We start from the raw sequence: 14,975 nt of genomic DNA, 5'->3' as shown, positions 1-14,975 counted from the left end.
ATTCCAAGGTCTATCCATGAAGAAAATAGTGGGATGTGCTTATGCAATGGTGTTTCTGGTCATCCTTGTCCATAGCGATGGTCTTGCACAACAATCCTCAATAGGGAAACCGTCAAGCAAGTCCAGCTCCATATTCCATGCTCTTCAAAAGCAGTTGGAAGCCTCAAAAAAGAATCCTGACCAACCCAAAAAAATTGTACAAAGCCATTTAAAACTAGGAGAATATTACCATTCTTTGGGTCTCTACTCCGAAGCCATGGAGCAATACAACAAGGCGTTGGACCAATTAGGCACCGATTTCAACGACACCCTTTTCATCACCCTGAACAACAACATTGGTAAGGTGTATCTATCGTTGAACAACTTTGAGCTTGCAGAACAGCATTTCACCGAAACCCTAAATGCTTCCAAGGGGATAAAGAACGATAGGGGTTTGGCCATTTCATTGGGACTACTGGGGGCAAGCCATGAAAAGCAAGGGGAATACGAGGAAGCGTTGAAAGATCAGAAAGAAAGTCTCTTGTTGTTCCAAAAAATGGAAGACCAGCCTGGAGTGGCCATGACCAACGAAAATATTGGGAGCATTTATGAGGATTTGGAACAGTTTGACATGGCCTACCAATATTTCAACAAAGCCTATCAATATTTGAAGGGGAAGGGAACAGTGGAAGAGGTCAACGTGCTCAATAATTTGGGGGATTCCTTTAGGAAAACGGGAAACTATCCCGCAGCCCTTGAAAAAACCGCAATGGCCTTGGAAGTTGCCCAAAGACTGAAAGATTTCCACCAATTGGAAAGCGCACATAAAGATCTATCGAAGACGTATGCTTTTTTGGGTGATTTTGAAAAGGCCCATGCCCATCTCCTACAGGCCGAGGAGTTCAACAGTGCCATGCTCAGGGCGCAGAACACGGACCAACTCAATGTACTCCAGACCATTTATGAGACGAACAAAAAAGAGGCCGAGATCCAATTGTTGAAAGAACAGAACAAGGTGAGCCGCGCCAATCAAAACCTATTGTGGGTTGCCCTTTTTGCCATTGCTGCCATTCTTACCATTTTGTATAACTATCTAGGAAGGAAAAGAAAGGCAAAGCTCAAGATCCAGGAATATAAACAGCGCATGCTCAAAGCAGAGCTGGAAAAGAAGGTCATCGAGGAAAAGAACCTACAGCAAGAGGTGCAACTTAAAACATCATCCTTGTCCCGATATAGTCTGCACCTGTCCCAGAAAAACAAGATTTTGCTTGATCTCGCCAATACGTTGAGGAACATTGCCGCTAGGAAGCATATGGACACTTCCGAAAAAATCAAGGCGTTGGTGAAAGAAATCGATTTCAACTTACAACAGGAACAGGAATGGGATGAATTCATGACTTTTTTTAAGGAGATACATCCGGAGTTCATCAAAAAACTTTCAACCTTGTCCGAGAACAACCTATCCCCGGCTGAGCTCCGTTTGGGGATGTTATTGCGGTTGAACCTATCCTCCAAAGAGATCGCTTCCATTTTAAGGGTGACACCCGATAGTGTTCGCGTGGCCCGTCACAGACTCCGAAAAAAACTTTCCATAGACCAAAAAGAGGAATTGGTCAACTTCATGATCGATCTCTGACCGGGTTTAGCACCCTCTTTTTAGAAAAGGTTAGCCCAATGTAAAAAAACTGTAATTGTTGCCCTCTTGTTTCTGTCCATTTTTCCATTTGTTTCCTTTTTGTTTCCCTTTAATTTAAAGCTTAATAGGTTGATATACATAGTTTTGGAATGCATTCTAACAAGAACCAAAATGAAACCAATGAACCTAAAAAAACTACTTTTTGTAACGCTCTTTCTTGTGTTTGGCACTGCCATGGCGCAGGCCCAAACGGGAAATATACAGGGAACCATTACCGATGAAAATGGAATATATGTCCCTGGTGCAAATGTTTATATCGAATCCATCTCCAAAGGGGGAATCACCGATTTTGACGGTCGATTCACCTTGGTGGGAATCCCCGAGGGAAACTACACTTTAAAAGTATCCTACATGGGTTATGCCGATGTGGAGCAAGAAGTTACCGTTACCGCCGGAAAAACTACTTCTGTGAACATGTCGTTGAATCCTACCAGTGTTGAACTTGATGAGGTACAGGTAAGCGCATATGGACTTAGTGGGCAGGCCAAGGCCCTGAACACCCAAAAAACCAACATGAATATTACCAACGTGGTTTCCACTGATCAAATAGGAAAGTTTCCCGATGCGAATATCGGTGATGCCGTAAAGCGTATTCCGGGTATTACCATGCAGGTGGACCAAGGTGAGGCAAGGAACATCATCGTTCGTGGTTTGTCGCCACAGTTGAACTCCGTAACCTTGAACGGAAGCCGAATTCCTTCCGCAGAAGCAGATAACAGGAACGTTCAAATGGATTTGATTCCTTCGGATATGATCCAGACTATTGAAGTGAACAAAGCGGTAACGCCTGACATGGATGCCGATGCCTTGGGTGGATCGGTAAACTTGGTTACCCGTACAGCTCCCCAAGGATTCAGGGTTTCTGCTACGGCTGGATCAGGGATCAATTTTATCACTGATAAAAGAATTTGGAACGGATCTATATTGGTGGGAGATCGCACCAAAAATGGAAAATTTGGTTATATGCTCTCTGCCACCATCAACGACAATGATTTTGGATCGGATGACATCGAAGCGGAATGGGAAAACGAATTTGAGTACAACACAGGAGCAGAAGATGATGAGGGCGACCCCATTTTGGAAGAAGTAGATGTAGATCCCTATACCAATGTCACGGAACAGCGTACCTATTTAGTGCAACGGGTACGAAGGAGTTTTGCCGCCAACTTAGATTTTCAGATTGACCCAAGCAACAATATTTTCTTGAAGACCATGTACAATTGGAGAGATGATCGTGAAAACCGTTTCCGATTGGAACAAGAAATTTTGGATGGTGAAGATATTGAAGTGGGCGATTTTACCATCACCAATGGTGCGTTGACCCGTTTCCCCGCGGAAATCAAAAGACAGACCAAAGGGGGTATTGCGGGCGGACGCAACTAGAATGCCCGTTTGGAAGATCAGCGCATGCAGAACTATACCCTTGGCGGTAATCACTTGTGGGGATCTTTGAAACTGGATTGGATGGCTTCCTATGCCAAGGCATCCGAAGAGCGTTTGAACGAGCGCTATGCTGAATACGAATCGGAATACATCGTTAACAATGATAACAGCAACCCCAAGTATCCGATCATGACCGCGGCGGATCCAAACGATTTTAATGATCTAGGTAGCTTTGAGTTTGGGGAAGTGACCAATGAAAACCAATATACCGATGAAGAGGATATGAACTTCTTCGTGAATTTTGAATTACCTGCAGACTTTTTTGGACAAGGAAATGGAACCGTGAAATTTGGTGCCAGAGGTCGGTTCAAGACCAAGGAGCGCGACAATGATTTCTTCGAGTACGATTTGGAGGACTTGTACCCATCATTGGCAGATGTGCCGACCAAAATATACACAGACCCAGATTATCTGGCAGGCAGCAAATACCAAGCGGGAACTTTTGCCAGCGAAGAGTGGTTGGGTTCTTTGGATTTGAATAGCACCAATGGTGAGGATGTCCCTGACGAATATCTTCCTGGAAACTTTAAGGTAAAGGAAAATGTTTGGGCTGCCTATGCCATGTTCAACCAGAAACTTACGGACAAATTGAGTGTTTTGGCAGGTTTACGGGTCGAGAATACCAAATTGGAATCCGATGGCAATAGGGTCATCTACATTGAAGAAGATGAAGACAACGGTATTGAGGAAGGCATTGAGGTGCAACCCGTATCCGATGAAAACTCATACACCAATGTTTTGCCAGGGGTACACTTCAAGTACGATGTGGACAACAGCACCATTTTGAGATTTGCTTGGACCAATACCTTGGCTCGACCCAATTATTCCGATCTGATTCCAAGAGCAGAAATCATCAACGAGGATGCCGAGGTGGTTGTGGGCAATCCTGAGTTGGATCCTACCACATCCATGAATTTCGATTTAAATGCAGAACACTATTTTGAAAGCGTAGGGATTATTTCCGGTGGGGTATTCTATAAAAAAATCAACGACTTCATTTATACCTTCATCACCGAAGCACAGGATGATACTTTTGGATCGGGCACTACCGGGTATGATGTCTTCCAACCTTTGAACGGGGATTCTGCTTCCATCTTTGGGGCTGAACTGTCCTTCCAAAGACAATTAGATTTCTTGCCGGGTTTCGCCAGAAATTTTAGTATCTATTTGAACTATACCTATTTGACCTCTAGTGCGGATGGCATCCGTAATGAAGATGGTGATGAGCGTACCGATCTTGATCTTCCCAACACGGCTCCGAATATGTTCAACGGTTCGTTGGGTTATGCGGACAGGAGGTTCAGTGCCAGGTTATCGGCCAACTTTTCCGATTCCTATATCGATGAGATTGGAGGCAACGCCTTTGAGGACAGATATTATGATACCCAGTTCTTCTTGGATTTCAATGCTAGTTTTGCCATCAACAAAAACTTAAGGATCTATACCGATGTGAACAATATCACCAACCAACCTTTAAGATATTTCCAAGCGGTAAAGGAAAGGACCCAACAAGCGGAGTTCTACAGTACCCGATGGACCTTCGGGTTGAAATATGACTTGTTCAAAAAATAATTTCGCAAACTATTTGTGAATGTAAAATGTCACATCGAGTGTAGTCGAGATGTCTTAAAATGATAGGATAAGGATGTTCTCGACTGCGCTCGAACTGACAATATAATTGTATTGATATGAAATATAAATATGTTGCTTTTGTAATGACAGTGGGAATGCTTTCCTGCAAACAACAAGCTCCCAAATTACCTGCCATAGCACCGGATATCATTACCGAAAAAACACCCAACGATACCGATGACCCCGCTATTTGGATCCATCCAAATGACCCTTCAAAAAGTATCGTTTTCGGAACCGATAAGGAAACCAATGGGGGTATTTATGCCTTTGGTTTGGATGGGAAGATCATTCCTGAGAAATCCATCAAAAATATTGAACGACCCAACAACGTGGATCTGGAATACGGCCTTCAATTGAACGACTCCATTGCGGTGGACATTTTGGCCTTTACGGAAAGGGAAAAGCAACAATTTCGATTGTTCTCCGTACCCGATATGCAACCTTTGGACGGTGGTGGTTTTCCTGTTTTTGAAGATGAGACCAACCTGGAACAGCGTCTGCCCATGGGAATAAGCCTGTACAAATCCCCAAAGGATTCAGCTGTTTATGCCATTGTGGGAAGAAAGACCGGTCCCAGCGGTTCGTATCTCTATCAGTACAAATTGGAGATGGACAGTACAGGGGTAAAGGCCAATTTGGTCAGGAAATTTGGCAGTTTTAGTGGTAAGGAAGAAATCGAGGCCATTGCTGTGGATGACGAACAAGGCTTTGTTTACTATTCCGATGAAGGAGTCTGCGTCAAAAAATACTATGCCGAACCTTCCATGGGGAATGAGGAGCTCGCTTGTTTTGGTGGGGAGCATTTTTTACGCGATATTGAGGGAATTGCCATCGCCACATATCCTAACGGGGAAGGTTTTATTATTGTCTCTGATCAACAACGTGGACAGTTTAATATTTTTTCCAGAAAGGACAATAGTTTCATCAAGGCGGTAAACTTGTCAACAACTGAAACCGATGGTTGTGATGTGGTCACCGTACCTTTGAACGACACTTTTAAAAATGGGCTTTTTGCTGCCATGAACGATCAAAAAGACTTCTATTTTTACGATTTGGGTAAATTGGGATTAAAAGTTGAATGATTCCTTCCTCCGCATGAACTTACAGGGTATATTTAAGGGAAGATCTTTATAGATGTCCTACTCCTATACCATTCAACAACACGTATATTCATTTCCCGATCTAAAATCGGTGTTGGCCAAGGCCAGCCCATTTAGAACGGGAGATGCCCTTTCGGGCTTGGCGGCCGAAAGCAATATGGAACGGGTGGCGGCCCAATTTGTGTTGAGTGAAATCGCCCTGAAAGATTTTTTGAACGAGGCCTTTATCCCTTACGAGGAAGATGAGGTGACTCGTTTGATCATGGACACACATGACAATGTCGCTTTTCAGGAAATATCTGGCTTTACGGTTGGCGGTTTACGCAATTGGTTGCTATCCCATGAAGTGGATTCCCAAAAATTGGCAAAGATTGCCAAAGCCCTTACCCCGGAAATGGTCGCAGCCGTTTCCAAATTGATGCGCAACCAAGACTTGATTTCCGTGGCCCAAAAGTGCGAAGTAATCACACAATTCCGAAATACGATTGGTAAAAAAGGGCATCTGTCGGTAAGATTGCAACCCAATCATCCTACGGATGACTTGAGGGGAGTTGCCGCCAGTATCGTGGATGGCCTTTTGTATGGTAGCGGGGATGCTGTCATCGGTATCAACCCTGTGACGGACAGTGTGGACATTGTGGGTGATCAACTCAAAATGATGGACGAGATTCGTCAACGGTTCGATATTCCCACGCAGATCTGCGTGCTCTGTCATTTGACCACCTCCTTAGAATTGTTGGACAAGTCACCCGTTGATCTCGTTTTTCAATCTATTGGCGGAACGGAAAAAACCAATGCATCCTTCGGAATAAATCTTTCCATGTTGCAGGAAGCTTATGAAGGTACCCTCCAATTGAATCGTGGAACATTGGGGAACAATCTCATGTATTTTGAAACGGGTCAAGGATCATCCCTTTCAGCCAATGCACATTGGGGAGTGGATCAGCAAACTTGTGAGACCAGGGCCTATGCAGTGGCTCGACATTTTAATCCGCTGTTGGTGAATTCCGTGGTGGGGTTCATAGGGCCTGAATATTTGTATGATGGCAAACAGATCACCCGAGCTGGATTGGAAGACCATTTTTGTGGGAAATTGATGGGACTGCCCATGGGGATGGATGTGTGCTACACCAACCATGCCGAGGCCGACCAGGACGATATGGACAATTTATTGACCTTATTGGGCGTGGCCGGTTGCAATTTTATCATGGGGGTTCCGGGTTCGGATGATGTAATGTTGAATTACCAATCCACTTCCTTTCATGATGCCCTTTACGTGCGAAAGGTTTTGAACAAAAAACCGGCTCCAGAATTTGAAACCTGGCTCCACAACATGGGCATTTTGGACGATACAGGGAACCGTTTGACCATTGAACCTTCCCATCGATTGTTAAAGAACCTGTGATGAAAGAGAAACCGTCCAAACCGATCATTAAGGATCCTTGGGAAAATTTAAAGGAGTTCACCAATGCCCGAATTGCCTTGGGGAGTGCTGGCAATGCCATTCCGTTGAAAGAAGTATTGCAATTCAAGTTCGCCCATGCCCATTCCAAAGATGCCATAACCACGGAATTAGATGTTGTTGCTCTGAAGAAGGAAATGCAATCTTGGGGCTATCCGATTTGGAACGTAAAAAGTCAAGCATCGGATAGGTCGGAATATCTAAAACGCCCCGATCTGGGAAGAAGATTGGATTCGGAATCGGAAGAATTTCTGAAAAAAAATGATGGTACTTTGGATATCGTTTTTGTTTTGGCAGATGGCCTTTCCGCTGGAGCCGTGAACCAACATGCACTTCCCTTGCTTCAGCTATTATTGCCCCAATTGCAAGGGTATTCCATTGGGTTTGTAACGGCCACCATGGCCCGCGTGGCGTTAGGGGATGCTATTGGGAGTGCTCTCAATGCTAAATTTGTGGTGCTGTTCATTGGGGAACGCCCTGGGTTATCCTCCCCGGAAAGTATGGGCATTTACACCACTTTTGCCCCAAGAATGGGTCTGACCGATGAACGTCGGAACTGTATTTCCAATATCCATAAAAATGGACTTGACCATCAACAAGCCTCCTCTTTGGTGGGCTATTTGATCCGTCAATCGTTTGCCAAAAAAATCAGCGGGGTCGATATCAAAATCAACTTGAAAGATCTTTTGGAAGACTAATTTTTAGAATTGAAGTTTTCGCCTTCTGGCCGTAATGTCCCAAGTGTCGACTTTTTTGCCATCTTCAATGACGGAGACTTCGTCATGCAGGTTGATGGTAGGGCAGATGTGATAAGGAACCCCGTACAGCACATCGCCAACCTTCCAATGGTCCCAATCGCTTACACGGATTACCCCATGTTCTTCGCTTTGCGAAAGCAATTCATAATTGTCAAGATTGAGAAACTTGATGCGCTTGTCAATAGGATTTTCTGAAGACACTGATTTGTGCCCCATATCCACGGTAATGATGCCCTCTGTAGGTTTGGAAATGACCCGAGTTACCACCAAAGCTGCATATCTAAAAGATTGTTCGGTCAGTTTTTCACCATAGCCCCAATCCCATAGCACACAGGTTCCGGGACTGGTTACCCTGTTTTCTTCCAACAAATGGGAGGTAAAGGAAGGCGTGCCTCCACAGATCATTTTTGCCTCGGGATATTGGGTTTTGAGTTTTCTGAAATAACTAGTGACCTTCTCAAGATCATGCTCAATTTTTTCGTTGCGTTGTGAAAATTCCGGATCCCGTAAATGGCCATCGTACACATGGAGTCCTTGAAAATGGAGTCCTTTGCACGATTCCAAATATTCCAATAATTGATCTAACCTGGTGCCAATTTTGATTCCTGATCGGTCCATTCCGTTGTTGATGTCAATGTAAATATGGGCCATCGTTCCACTTTCCAATGCTTTTCCATTTAAAAGTTCAGCACTGCCCAAATTGTCAATTAAAGTAGAAAACTGGGTATTGGGATAATGTTGGCACAGTTCCAGAAACCGGTCCACTTTGGGTCCCACCAATTGATGGGCGATCAATACCGAGTTGGCCCCTGCTTCTGCAGCGATTTCAGCTTCGGAAATGGTGGATGCCTTAAAATTGGAGATTCCGGATACCAACAAAAAATCCATCACCTTGGGCATTTTGTTGGTTTTGATGTGGGGCATCAATCGTTGTGTATCTCCATGGACCAATGAGATCATCTCTTGTACATTGAATTTTAGGTTTTCCAAATACAGGGCAATGGATGGGGAGTCCACTGTTTCCACATTTTGAATCCTATACCAATCGTTGCGCATGTTTTCTTGGTTTTGAGTGAATAAAGGTAAGGATCAAAGTAGATATGGGGATCATCTTTTTTGAAGGGCGCGCATTAATTGATGTGCTCGGATTTGTGGAAAGAATGATTCGGAGAAAATCTTTTCGTAGCTTTAGAGACATTAACTATAAATCTTTTTATTATGAAAAAAGTCATTATTCCTACTTTGTTGTCTTGCTCTATTTTGTTTACAAGCTGTTTGGGGTCGTTCAGTGCTTTTAACAATTTAAAGGACTGGAACCAAGGACTCACCGACAGTAGATTTTTGGATAACCTTATTTTTTGGGGATTGAATATTGTTCCCGTTTACGGACTGTTCTTTATTGGGGATATGTTGATTTTCAACGTGATAGAATTTTGGTCTGGATCGAATCCCATTGCAATGAAAGATGGTGAATCCGAGACCCAAATAGTGGAACATGACGGCAATACCTTTGAAATGGTAGCCACCAAGAACCGAATTCAGATCACTGTGGTCAAGGGCCCCAAAGAGGGTAAAAAATTGGAAATGTTCTATAAACCCGATGAAAAATCTTGGAATGCCATCCGTCCAAATGGTGAAATCATCAAACTTTCCTCTTTTGAAGAAGGTTTCTACATTGTGTACATGCCCAATGGTGAGCAGATTAAAATAGACCCGATGAATACAAGGGAAGAAGGACTGGCTGTTTTAAAACAAAGCAAAGCTTGTTACTATCAGGAAGCTTTATTGGCAGATTAAAAAAAGATCAGATTCAAAAAAACCCATGGTTTTGACCATGGGTTTTTCTTTTGGGTATTATTGAATCTTAATATCTGTAATAATCCGGTTTGAATGGTCCTTCAACCGTTACACCGATATATTCTGCCTGATCTTCCTTCAATTCGGTAAGTTCAGCACCTAATCGGGCCAGATGCAGTTGGGCCACTTTTTCATCCAAATGTTTGGGCAACGTGTACACCTTGTTCTCATAGTTGTCGTGGTGTTTCCACAATTCAATTTGAGCCAAGGTCTGGTTGGTGAAGGAGTTGCTCATCACAAAGCTTGGGTGGCCCGTGGCACAACCTAAGTTCACCAAACGGCCCTCGGCCAAGATGATCACATCCTTGCCATCAATGGTATATTTGTCCACTTGGGGTTTGATTTCGTTCTTGGTATTTCCATAGGTGCGGTTCAACCAAGCCATATCAATTTCATTATCGAAGTGACCAATGTTGCAAACAATGGCTTTATCCTTCAAAGCCCTAAAGTGCTCTTCACGGATGATGTCTTTGTTTCCGGTTGCGGTGATGACCACGTCGGCATTTTCCACAACGGATTCCAATTTCTTCACTTCATAACCATCCATACACGCTTGTAGGGCGCAAATAGGGTCGATTTCGGTAACGGTAACAATGGCACCCGCCCCACGGAAAGAAGCAGCGGTTCCTTTACCAACATCGCCATATCCGGCTACAACCACACGCTTTCCGGCCAACATGGTATCCGTAGCTCTTCTAATGGCATCCACGGCACTTTCGCGGCATCCGTATTTGTTATCGAACTTGGATTTGGTCACGGAATCGTTCACATTAATGGCGGGCATCGGCAAGGTTCCTTTTTTCACCCTTTCGTACAAACGGTGCACTCCGGTAGTGGTTTCTTCGGATAGTCCCTTTACACCAGCGGCCATTTCAGGATATAGATCCAACACCATATTGGTAAGGTCACCTCCATCGTCCAATATCATGTTCAAGGGCTTTCTGTCCTCTCCAAAGAAAAGGGTCTGTTCAATACACCAATCAAATTCCTTTTCGTTCATGCCTTTCCAAGCATAAACAGGAATACCGGCAGCGGCAATGGCAGCAGCGGCATGGTCTTGGGTAGAGAAAATATTACAGGAACTCCAGGTTACTTCGGCACCAAGGGCCACCAAGGTCTCAATCAACACAGCCGTTTGGATGGTCATGTGGAGACATCCGGCAATTCGGGCACCTTTTAAAGGTTGTTCCTTGCCGTACTCCTCACGTATTGCCATAAGACCGGGCATTTCGGCCTCGGCAAGCTCAATCTCTTTTCTTCCCCAATCCGCCAGGGACATATCCTTCACTTTATAAGGTACATACGGAATTGTCTTTGTGCTCATACTTTATATAAATTTACTTTTGTAGCTTCGCTTTTATAGTGCGACAAAGATACAAATTCGCTTAATTTTTGGTCATGCCCATTTATAAAACCATAACAGTTTCCCCAACCACCAAAGTATATATATGGAAGGTCACCGAACCCGAGGATGAATTGGCCAAGAATATGGAGCTTACATCACATTGCCAAAATAGGATGGATGGCATGAAATCGGAAGCGCATCGAAGGGCATTCTTGAGTATCAGACACTTATTGGCCTTGGCCGGTTATGAGGACAAGGACCTTGTTTATGATGATTTTGGAAAGCCCCATCTAAAAGATGGGAACTACATTTCCATCACCCATTCGCACAATTTTACGGGAATCATTGTGAGCGAAACCGATGAGGTGGGCATTGATATAGAAATGCAGCGTGATAAAATATTGCGCATTGCCCATAAGTTTACCCCAATAGAGGAATACAAGACCTTGGCCAATGCCGAGGCCATTATGAGGAAACTGACCATTGTGTGGGGCGCCAAGGAATCACTTTATAAAATTTACGCCCAACAGGGGCTTAGTTTCTTGAGGCACATTGATGTCATGGATTTTGCTTTTGCTGATGGGAGGACCGTGGCAGAAATACTATATAAAGGCAAGAAGACACATTATGAAGTGGAGTTTTTGGAATTTGAAGGTTTTACCTGTGTGTATGCCCTTAAAATGATGGGTGGATGACGATTTCTTTTTAGTAGTTTTGTTGGTGAAGAAATGTTCCTATGCCCATGAAAATATCCGCAGAACTTACCCTAACCCCACTCCAAGACGATTTTGAAACCCCGATTATTGCCTTTATCAAAAAGTTGAGGGCCTCTGGGCTCACGGTTTTGGAAAATCCGTTGAGTACCCAAGTATATGGGGATTACGAAAAGGTCATGGAGCTGCTTCAATCCGAAATCAAGGAAGCTTTTGAAAATTTAGATCACGTAGTGCTGACCATGAAGCTCGTGAAATCCGACAGAAGCGACTATGAACCCCATTTTTGATTTTTTTCTAGGACCCTATGAGGATAGGGAACTATCCTTGATCATATTGGAGGCCACCGCATTTTTCTTTGGGATTGCCAGTGTGGTCTATGCCAAAAAGGAAGATATTTTAGTCTATCCCACGGGTTTGGTGGCCACGGTGATCACCACCTATATCTTTTTTACCGATAGTCTTTTTGGGGATATGATGATGAATTTCTATTACTCCATCATGAGCATTTATGGATGGTGGAACTGGGCCCGAAGGAAAGATGACCGCGAGCCTGTTGTGCACATCACCCGAACAAATACAAAGGAAAAATGGGTGGGATTTGGATTCTTTCTGCTCACCATGTTGGTCACCTATGCGGTATATAGGGCATTTGGGGCGGAAATTGGACCAACCAATTATGTGGATATCGTAACCTCCGGCATATTTTTTACCGGAATGTGGTATATGGCCAACAAGAAACTTGAAAACTGGACACTATGGATCATAGGTGACCTAATAACCGTACCTTTGTACGCTTATAGAGGATGGGGCATGTTCTCATTACAGTACCTCATCTTTACCGTATTGGCCATACAGGGATATCTAGCATGGAAGAAAAACTTGGGCAAGAGCCTTTAAACCTCATAAAAATTGTCCTTTTTGGACCTGAATCCACAGGAAAGACCACACTGGCTGCCGAATTGGCCGAACACTACCACACTGAATGGGTACCTGAATATGCACGGGAGTACCTTCAGGATAAATGGGATCGGGAACAAAAGACCTGTGAGCCCAAGGATTTAGTGCCTATAGCTTACGGACAAATGGAACTGGAGAACCATTTGGCAAAAACAGCCAATAAGGTCCTGATTTGCGATACCGATCTTTTGGAGACCAAAGTCTATTCGGAAGCTTATTATACTGGTACCTGCGACCCTATTTTGGAAAAGTATGCCTTGAAGAACAGTTATGATCTGTATCTATTGACCTATATTGATACGCCTTGGGTGGCCGACGATCTTAGGGACAAACCGGACGAACGTGAACGAATGTATGCGTATTTCAAGGAATCATTGGAGAAATATCATCGAAATTTTATTATTTTAAAGGGAGATAAAGCCGCAAGGCTAAAAAAGGCAACAGAACACATTGATAAACTTCTCCAGAACATGATAGCATTGAGTCCGAAAGACTTGGAACAATTGGATTCCAAAGGAATTTCCAAGGAAAAGGTAGCACGCCAAATTGAAACTTTCAAGGAAGGCATCCCATTTGTAAAATTGAAAAAAGCGGCCGTTGTCGGTAACGGTATCCTCCGATTTTCAGACAAGGAACAAAACGACCTTATCCAATATTTCGAGGACCATCGGGGTACCTTGGATCTTTTGAAATTTGTACCCGCTTCCGGCGCAGCATCACGTATGTTCAAGGCCATGTTCAACTTTTTGGACTCCTTTGACCCATCAAAAGAAAGCTTGTCGGAATATATTGGGAGAACAGGGGACAAGGATGCCCAAAAATTTGTAAATCAAATGGATAACTTCCCTTTCTACGAACTTATCATGGAAAGGATAAAGGGCAAGGTGGGGAACAAGGATGAGGAAGCCTATCTTTTTGTAAAGGAAATGTTGGTGGAGGATGGCCTCAACTATGGTTTTTATCCCAAGGGATTGTTGCCGTTCCACAAGTATGATTCGGGTAGTGCCACGCCTTTCGAAGAGCACTTAAAAGAGGCCGCATTGTATGCCAAAACATCGGGGAAGGCAAATTTGCACTTTACGGTTTCCGAACAGCACGATGATATGTTTGCTGAAGAAGAATCCAAAGTGGCTCCCAAAATCTCAAAACTTACGGATACGGAATTCGATATCACTTATTCCAACCAAAAACCTTCCACCGATACCATTGCAGTTGGTTTGGACAATCAACCTTTCAAAAATGGCGATGGTTCCATTCTCTTCAGACCGGGAGGTCATGGGGCCCTGATTGAAAACCTCAACGATCAAGACGCCGATATCATCTTCATCAAGAATATAGACAATGTGGTGATTGATAAAAACTTGGAACAAGTGGCCAACAGCAAAAAAATGTTGGCCGGGGTTTTGACCAAAGTGCAGGATAAGGCCTTTGGTTATGCCAAACTTTTGGATACAGATGAGGTCTCGGTCGCAAAAGCAGACGAAATCAAGGTTTTTTTGGAAAAGGACCTTAATGTTAGGATGCCTAAAAACTATGATGATCTGGACGTGGACGAACAACTTTCCATTTTAAAGGATAGGCTCAATCGCCCTATCCGGATTTGTGGTATGGTGAAAAACGAAGGCGAACCTGGTGGCGGGCCTTTCTGGATAGAGGATGCCGATGGTAATGTTTCGTTGCAGATCATAGAATCTGCCCAGATTGATATGACCGATCCCGAACAGGAAGCCATTCTCAAGAATTCAACACATTTTAACCCCGTTGATTTGGTCTGTGGAGTAAGGAACTACAGAGGTGAAAAGTACAATCTTTTGGATTATGTGGATGAAAAACAGGGTTTTATCACCAGTAAGACCCAAGAGGGTAAGGAGCTAAAGGCTTTGGAACTCCCAGGGCTTTGGAATGGTGGTATGGCCTATTGGAATACCCTTTTCGTAGAAGTTCCGTTGGTGACCTTCAATCCGGTGAAAACGGTGAACGATCTTTTAAAGCCCTCTCACCAAGCGTAAATATCAGATAATCAAAATAGA

Annotated in this window: 11 protein-coding genes and 1 pseudogene; 10 read left to right on the top strand and 2 right to left on the bottom strand. The window is 43.7% G+C overall.

The features are described from left to right. The first annotated feature begins 16 nt into the window (after nucleotides 1–16). From D2U88_RS10175 to eutC, 5 genes and pseudogenes are all read left to right on the top strand, one after another. Nucleotides 17–1,615 carry a tetratricopeptide repeat protein gene (locus tag D2U88_RS10175; protein ID WP_182859167.1) on the top strand — a complete coding sequence of 533 codons (1,599 nt, stop codon included), beginning with the start codon at nucleotides 17–19 and terminating at the stop codon, nucleotides 1,613–1,615. Between the two features lie 171 nt (nucleotides 1,616–1,786). Next, nucleotides 1,787–4,690: pseudogene (locus tag D2U88_RS19875) on the top strand (TonB-dependent receptor). A gap of 116 nt (nucleotides 4,691–4,806) precedes the next feature. Continuing rightward, a complete protein-coding gene (locus tag D2U88_RS10165) occupies nucleotides 4,807–5,832 on the top strand; it encodes a phytase (RefSeq protein ID WP_119640466.1) in 1,026 nt (341 codons plus the stop codon). Between the two features lie 52 nt (nucleotides 5,833–5,884). Continuing rightward, nucleotides 5,885–7,255, top strand: a complete 1,371-nt coding sequence (locus D2U88_RS10160; RefSeq protein ID WP_119640463.1) for an ethanolamine ammonia-lyase subunit EutB — start codon at nucleotides 5,885–5,887, stop codon at nucleotides 7,253–7,255. After that, nucleotides 7,255–8,010, top strand: coding sequence for an ethanolamine ammonia-lyase subunit EutC (gene eutC, locus D2U88_RS10155; RefSeq protein WP_119640461.1), 756 nt, complete (start codon nucleotides 7,255–7,257; stop codon nucleotides 8,008–8,010). Before D2U88_RS10160 ends, eutC begins: the two co-directional genes overlap by 1 nt. A 3-nt stretch (nucleotides 8,011–8,013) precedes the next feature. Here the strand turns inward: eutC and D2U88_RS10150 are convergent, their stop codons facing one another. Then, entirely contained in the window at nucleotides 8,014–9,126 is a 1,113-nt protein-coding gene (locus tag D2U88_RS10150; RefSeq protein ID WP_119640459.1) for a D-TA family PLP-dependent enzyme, read from the bottom strand. Nucleotides 9,127–9,288: 162 nt separating this feature from the next. On the opposite strand from D2U88_RS10150, the gene D2U88_RS10145 reads away from it, so the two are divergent. Then, nucleotides 9,289–9,867 carry a DUF3332 domain-containing protein gene (locus tag D2U88_RS10145; RefSeq protein ID WP_119640457.1) on the top strand — a complete coding sequence of 193 codons (579 nt, stop codon included), beginning with the start codon at nucleotides 9,289–9,291 and terminating at the stop codon, nucleotides 9,865–9,867. Between the two features lie 67 nt (nucleotides 9,868–9,934). On the opposite strand, the gene ahcY is transcribed toward D2U88_RS10145, so the two are convergent. Then, entirely contained in the window at nucleotides 9,935–11,251 is a 1,317-nt protein-coding gene (ahcY, locus tag D2U88_RS10140; protein ID WP_119640454.1) for an adenosylhomocysteinase, read from the bottom strand. A gap of 74 nt (nucleotides 11,252–11,325) precedes the next feature. Here ahcY and D2U88_RS10135 point away from each other — a divergent pair, with 74 nt between their 5' ends. From D2U88_RS10135 to D2U88_RS10120, 4 genes are read left to right on the top strand one after another with little or no spacing between them, the layout of a single operon-like run. Then, entirely contained in the window at nucleotides 11,326–11,967 is a 642-nt protein-coding gene (locus tag D2U88_RS10135; protein WP_119640452.1) for a 4'-phosphopantetheinyl transferase family protein, read from the top strand. A 47-nt stretch (nucleotides 11,968–12,014) separates the two neighbouring features. After that, entirely contained in the window at nucleotides 12,015–12,275 is a 261-nt protein-coding gene (locus tag D2U88_RS10130) for a YkoF family thiamine/hydroxymethylpyrimidine-binding protein (protein WP_119640653.1), read from the top strand. After that, nucleotides 12,259–12,885 (top strand): nicotinamide riboside transporter PnuC, encoded by a 627-nt coding sequence (gene pnuC / locus D2U88_RS10125; RefSeq protein WP_119640450.1) that lies wholly within the window; start codon nucleotides 12,259–12,261, stop codon nucleotides 12,883–12,885. Before D2U88_RS10130 ends, pnuC begins: the two co-directional genes overlap by 17 nt. After that, the gene (locus D2U88_RS10120) at nucleotides 12,855–14,954 is read left to right on the top strand and encodes a DUF4301 family protein (protein WP_119640447.1); all 2,100 of its coding nucleotides are present in this window, start codon (nucleotides 12,855–12,857) and stop codon (nucleotides 14,952–14,954) included. Before pnuC ends, D2U88_RS10120 begins: the two co-directional genes overlap by 31 nt. Nucleotides 14,955–14,975 lie beyond the last annotated feature (21 nt).

Source organism: Flagellimonas aequoris (genome assembly GCF_003584165.1).
GTDB classification, from domain to species: Bacteria; Bacteroidota; Bacteroidia; order Flavobacteriales; family Flavobacteriaceae; genus Flagellimonas; species Flagellimonas aequoris.
This window is presented reverse-complemented; position numbering and strand designations above follow the sequence as displayed.

What these genes read in the sequence shown, in the direction of transcription:
- D2U88_RS10175 (WP_182859167.1), top strand. Translation starts at nt 17, where the DNA reads ATGAAGAAAATAGTGGGATGTGCTTATGCAATGGTGTTTCTGGTCATC.
- D2U88_RS10165 (WP_119640466.1), top strand. Translation starts at nt 4,807, where the DNA reads ATGAAATATAAATATGTTGCTTTTGTAATGACAGTGGGAATGCTTTCC.
- D2U88_RS10160 (WP_119640463.1), top strand. Translation starts at nt 5,885, where the DNA reads ATGTCCTACTCCTATACCATTCAACAACACGTATATTCATTTCCCGAT.
- eutC (WP_119640461.1), top strand. Translation starts at nt 7,255, where the DNA reads ATGAAAGAGAAACCGTCCAAACCGATCATTAAGGATCCTTGGGAAAAT.
- D2U88_RS10150 (WP_119640459.1), bottom strand. Translation starts at nt 9,126, where the DNA reads ATGCGCAACGATTGGTATAGGATTCAAAATGTGGAAACAGTGGACTCC.
- D2U88_RS10145 (WP_119640457.1), top strand. Translation starts at nt 9,289, where the DNA reads ATGAAAAAAGTCATTATTCCTACTTTGTTGTCTTGCTCTATTTTGTTT.
- ahcY (WP_119640454.1), bottom strand. Translation starts at nt 11,251, where the DNA reads ATGAGCACAAAGACAATTCCGTATGTACCTTATAAAGTGAAGGATATG.
- D2U88_RS10135 (WP_119640452.1), top strand. Translation starts at nt 11,326, where the DNA reads ATGCCCATTTATAAAACCATAACAGTTTCCCCAACCACCAAAGTATAT.
- D2U88_RS10130 (WP_119640653.1), top strand. Translation starts at nt 12,015, where the DNA reads ATGAAAATATCCGCAGAACTTACCCTAACCCCACTCCAAGACGATTTT.
- pnuC (WP_119640450.1), top strand. Translation starts at nt 12,259, where the DNA reads ATGAACCCCATTTTTGATTTTTTTCTAGGACCCTATGAGGATAGGGAA.
- D2U88_RS10120 (WP_119640447.1), top strand. Translation starts at nt 12,855, where the DNA reads ATGGAAGAAAAACTTGGGCAAGAGCCTTTAAACCTCATAAAAATTGTC.